Genomic DNA, 3,936 nt, shown 5'->3' on the forward strand with positions numbered 1-3,936 from the left:
TGCATCGCCGCCGCAGTTTCTTCGCCGCTCAATCCGTCGAGCTCCCGCAGGGTGAGTACCGCTCGCTCCTCGATCGGCAACAGGGCGAGCGCACGATGCAGGAGTTCCGCCCGATCTTCTTCTGTCGTGGTGGCCGGATTGGCGGGGAGACTGCCCCAGCCCGCACGTTCCGCCAATTCCTCGATGGACTCGAGCTGCGCCGGTTCATCCACGCGACGGCGCTGCTGATGGTGAACCGCGTGCCGGGCGATGGCATACAGCCACCCACGAGCGCTCGAATCGCCGCGGAAGCCCGCTGCCGCGCGCCAGGCGGCGACAAACGTGTCCTGCACGGCGTCGTCCACATCAGGCGTACCCGTGAAAAGCGCGAGATAGCGCGTGACCGGCGCCTGATGCCGTCGCATGAAGACGGCGAAAGCTCCGGTGCCGCCGGCCGCCGACGCCGCCAGCAGGGCGGCATCAGACGGGCCTTCGACGGGACGATCCGCGTCCGGCATCACTGCGACTGGCGCACCTTGCACGTCGAGAAGCCAAGGAGCGTATACAGCGGGCACGTGCTCAGCGAAGCCGTGAGCAGCGGGATGAAACCCAGAAACCCCCACGCTGTCTTCGGGCCGGTGAAGGCGATGGACAGCAACGCAATGCCAAGGGCGAAGCGGAATGCGCGATCGACCGTGCCGACGTTCTTGGGCAGGAGGGCAGACATGGGGAGTCTCCAGTTGGGGTGAAGGCCGGTCCGGGAGGTGGACGAATCAGCCTCGCCAGAGAGAGCCAGGATACGTTGAAAAGGATTCAGCCGGTCGCAATGGCACTCGCCGTACGCAGTCCCACCGCCGCGAACGTGAGCGTTCCGTTGCAGCAGCTCGCCGTTGGCTGCGTGGGAGCCCCTGCCACCCACAGGTTCTCATGGTCGTGTGCGCGCCCCCGGGCATCCACCACGCTGGTGAGGGGATCGGTGCCCATGCGGCACCCACCGGTGGGATGCTCCTGCCCAAGATCATTGCTGCTGTTCTCCATGCGCAGAATCGAGCCACCGCCGGCCTTCGCCATGCGACGGAACAGGGTGCGCAACTCCTCCTCCTGCCACTCGCGCAGGGCCGCGCTTTCGGATGCGTCGCGGAACGCCACCTGTGGCATGGGATCGCCGAACCGATTGGTGCGGCCGCTGTCGAGCGTGAACTTGCTCTCGCGGTCGGGGAGCACGTCGTAGTAGCCACGCACGCGCGCCGTGGCGCCCTTGGCCCGCTGCTGCCAATCCTTCAGCAGCGCGTCGCCCAACAGCAGCTTGCCGTCGGTACCGCGCAACCGCGGCTCACGCCCCACACTCGACTCCCAGATGCGGAGGTCGTGGCGCAGGTAGCGCGACTGCTTGCCGGGACGCATGAACTGCTTGCTCACGAGCGAATGCTGCACGTTGATGCCCGGCAGCAGCTCCATGGGTAGTTCGAGATACGCGTTCACATTGCGGTGACCGGCGAGATACTTGCCGACGAGCCCGCTACGATTGGCCAGCCCATCGGGAAACGCGCTGCTGCGGGACAGCAGCAGCAGATGCGGCGACCACACGAAACCCGCCGCCAGCACAAACGTCTTTGCTCGAATCTCCACCGGAGCGCCGGAGGCATCGGTGCGGTTGCCGGTGGCGTGCGTGATGCGGCCCGTCTTCGCATCGGCTTCGAGCCGGCGCACGAGCGTTTCGGTGACGAGCGTGATCTTCTTGTCTCGCACCAGCGCATCCCACGTGAAGTCGGGGGAGTACTTGGCGCCCGAGGGACACACGGGGTAACAGGTGTCGCAGCGCTGGCACTGCGCGCGCCCCGCGTACGGGGTGCTGTTCTTCGCACTGGGGGTGCTCCAGGTGGCGATACCCGCATTCGTGGCCCACTGCTGGAGCTGCTTCAGGTTGTGGTTGATCGGTAGCGGCGGCAGGGGGTACGGCTTGCCACGAGGGTCGAGTGCGGCTGGCCCCTGCTCACCGGCGACGCCCATGCGCTCTTCCGCTTCCTGATAGAACGGATCGAGGTCGTCGTAGGTGAACGGCCAGTCGTCGCCGATCCCGTACAACGACTTCACCCGGAAGTCTTCCGGCGAGTAGCGCGGGGATACTCCCCCCCAGTGCATGGCCAGCCCGCCCACGTGCATGCTCGGGGAAAAGCCCCACGTGTTGCCGTAGGCGTTCTGGTCGTCCAGGTGATCCGATTTCCACGGGCTCTCGCCGTATCCCACGTAGCGCTCCCGCGCCTGCGCGCGCTGCGCGAACGGCGTGGTGTGCTTGCCGGCTTCCACCACGAGAATGGACTGCTTTGTGTGCTCGGCCAGATGCGCGGCCATCATTGCCGCTGTGATGCCGCTGCCCACGATGCAGATGTCCGCTTCGTGCCGCGTGGTATTCGTGTCCTGAATGATCATGACGTGGCCTCCGGCTTCGCCGACGCGCCGGCCGGTGCGAGCGGCAGCGGCGCGCGCAGCGCATCATCGAGTTTGCGGCAGGTTCCGGGCGACACCTGCGCGCCCAGCGCGAGATTCCACGCGTCGGGGGAGGCGCTCCAGTGGGCCAGCAGCGCGAGCGCGATGTGCCGTGCGGCGAGTGGTGACGGCAATCGCTCACCGCTCTCCGTGCGCAGTGCTGCTTCAAGTACTGCCGTCCGCTGCTCGTCGGTGCCGCGGGCAAAGGGGACGCGCTGTGTCTTGCGGCTCAGGGCGTCGAGCGCCTCGAGCTGCGCGCGCCACGCCGGCGAGGGATCGGCGGGCAGATACCGGATGTCGGAGTAGCCGTAGCCATGCATCTCCTCGGCCACTGGATCGTAGCCGTCGGCCCACGCCACGAATCGGTCGGTGGCGGCGCGCACGCCCGCCGCTCCCAGAATGGCGGGCAAGACCGTGGTGGCCAACGCGTCGAGGAGCGTCCGGTCGAAGCCGAGGAGGCGCGCCGCAGACGAGTCGTCCACCTGCGCGGGTTCCTTCACATCACAGGCAGCCGATCCGACGGCGGCCGTGCCGACCGCCAACACGCCGGCCGTCTTGAGAAACTGACGGCGCGCCGATGGCCCGTCGTTACGTGTAGTCATTCAACGAACTCCCTTGGCAAGGCTGGTACCATCAAGTCGATACACCACACCGCCGCGCATCACGAAACTCACGCGCAGCGACGCTTCGATTTCCTGCGATGGATCTCCGTTCGTCGCGATGATATCCGCGGTGTATCCCGGAGCGATGCGCCCCAGTTCCTTCTCCAGGTGCATCGATTCCGCGGCACGGCTGGTGGCGCTCACGATGGCATCCATCGCCGGCTGCCCGCCACGGCGGACCCGGCACACCAGTTCCTCGGCGTTGCGCCCGTGCGCGCCGGCCACGGCGTCCGTGCCGAAGACCAGCTTCACGCCCTTCGTCCGCGCCGCGCGGCCGATCCCGGCCTCGGCGAGCGGAATGGCCTTCTCCATCGCCGCGAAGCCCACCGCGTTGTAGTTACCGATGCCGTCGAACCACGGCTTGTTGTCGAGATAATTGCGGAACACGAGGCCACATTGCGGATCGAACCATGTGCCCTGCTCGGCGAAGAGCGCGAGGGTGGCGTCGTCGGCGAAGACCCCATGCTCCACCTGCGTGCAGCCAGCGCGCGCGGCGCGCTGCGCCGCGTCGGCCGAGTGCGCATGCACGACACTGCGGAGGCCGTGTGCCGTAGACTCTCCGCACGCCGCCTGCAGCTGCTCGACGGACATGGTGGCTTCGCCTCCGTCACGAATGCTCTTGGAGGCGAAGATCTTGATCACGTCGGCGCCCATCTGCTTGAATCGCCGCACGGCCGCCCGCAGCGAATCGGGGGTGCCGCCGCGCGTACGCTCGTTCATGGAGCCCAACGAGGTGAGCACGCGCGGCCCGGGGATGTGTCCGCGATTGATCGCGTCGCGCAGTGGAGCGTTGTCGGCTTCCCCGATG

The 3,936-nt window shown here is 67.4% G+C and carries 5 protein-coding genes; all 5 read right to left on the reverse strand.

Annotated features, from left to right (window positions below; genetic code table 11):
* On the reverse strand, nt 1-497 hold a 497-nt coding region (locus tag ACIQ6O_RS13985), incomplete at its 3' end, for an RNA polymerase sigma factor (protein WP_396208397.1).
* Nucleotides 497-706 (reverse strand): DUF2892 domain-containing protein, encoded by a 210-nt coding sequence (locus tag ACIQ6O_RS13990; protein WP_396208398.1) that lies wholly within the window; start codon nt 704-706, stop codon nt 497-499. The genes ACIQ6O_RS13985 and ACIQ6O_RS13990, both read right to left, overlap by 1 nt.
* 86 nt (nt 707-792) lie before the next feature.
* Nucleotides 793-2,409, reverse strand: a complete 1,617-nt coding sequence (locus tag ACIQ6O_RS13995; RefSeq protein ID WP_396208399.1) for a GMC oxidoreductase — start codon at nt 2,407-2,409, stop codon at nt 793-795.
* Complete coding sequence (locus ACIQ6O_RS14000; protein ID WP_396208400.1) at nt 2,406-3,068, reverse strand: gluconate 2-dehydrogenase subunit 3 family protein; 663 nt, start codon at nt 3,066-3,068, stop codon at nt 2,406-2,408. Before ACIQ6O_RS14000 ends, ACIQ6O_RS13995 begins: the two co-directional genes overlap by 4 nt.
* On the reverse strand, nt 3,069-3,936 hold an 868-nt coding region (locus tag ACIQ6O_RS14005), incomplete at its 5' end, for an amidohydrolase family protein (protein WP_396208401.1).

Source organism: Gemmatimonas sp. (genome assembly GCF_044345575.1).
Lineage (GTDB): Bacteria > Gemmatimonadota > Gemmatimonadetes > Gemmatimonadales > Gemmatimonadaceae > Gemmatimonas.